The organism is Acidovorax sp. KNOB132 (genome assembly GCF_057541515.1).
This window is the reverse complement of sequence record NZ_BAAJYT010000617.1, coordinates 1-738: the sequence shown is the minus strand read 5'-3', so window position 1 is coordinate 738 and position 738 is coordinate 1. Positions and strand designations below refer to the sequence as shown.

The window sequence follows — 738 nt, the reverse complement described above, 5'->3', positions numbered from 1 at the left end:
CCATGGATTCGGCCGCCACGGCGCTGGAGGCCGGCGCCGCGCGCGTGGACCTGCTGGTGCGCCGCGCGGAACTGCCCCGCGTGAACAAGGGCAAGGGCGCGGGCAACCCCGGCATGGCCCATGGCTTCTGGGCCCTGCCGGACGAATGGAAGTGGCGCTTTCGCCATTACCTGAACGTGCAGCAGGTGCCGCCGCCGCACGGCAGCACGCTGCGCGTGTCGCGCCACGCCAATGCGCACTTCCACCTGGGGGCCGGCGTGCACGGCGCGTCCGTGCGGCCCGATGGCGCGCTGCGCCTGGAGACCGCCAAGGGCCCGCTGGCCGCCGACTTCGTGATTTTCTGCACCGGCTTTCGCACCGACTGGGCGCTGCGCCCAGAGTTCGCCGCGTTCGCGCCGGCCGTGCGCCTGTGGCAGGACCGCTTCGTGCCGCCGGCCGGCGAGGACGATGCCGAGCTGGCCGCCTCGCCCGACCTGGGGCCGCTGTTCGAGTTCCAGGAGAAGGCGCCCGGCGCCTGCCCAGGCCTGGACCGCGTGCACTGCTTCAACTACGGCGGCGCGCTGTCGCAGGGCGCGGGCGCGGGCGACATCCCGCAGATCAGCGATGGCGCCCAGCGCCTGGCGCGGGGCCTGGCCGCCCCCCCGCTGGCCGACGACGCCGCGCTGCACTACGCGGCCATGCAGCGCTACGAAGAGCCCGAGCTGGACGGCGACGAATGGACGCCGGCGGCCTTCCCGG

The 738-nt window shown here is 74.8% G+C and carries 1 pseudogene; it reads left to right on the top strand.

The window, feature by feature from the left end:
* Positions 1 to 738 (top strand): annotated as a pseudogene (locus AC27IO_RS25035) (FAD-dependent oxidoreductase); the annotation flags it as partial.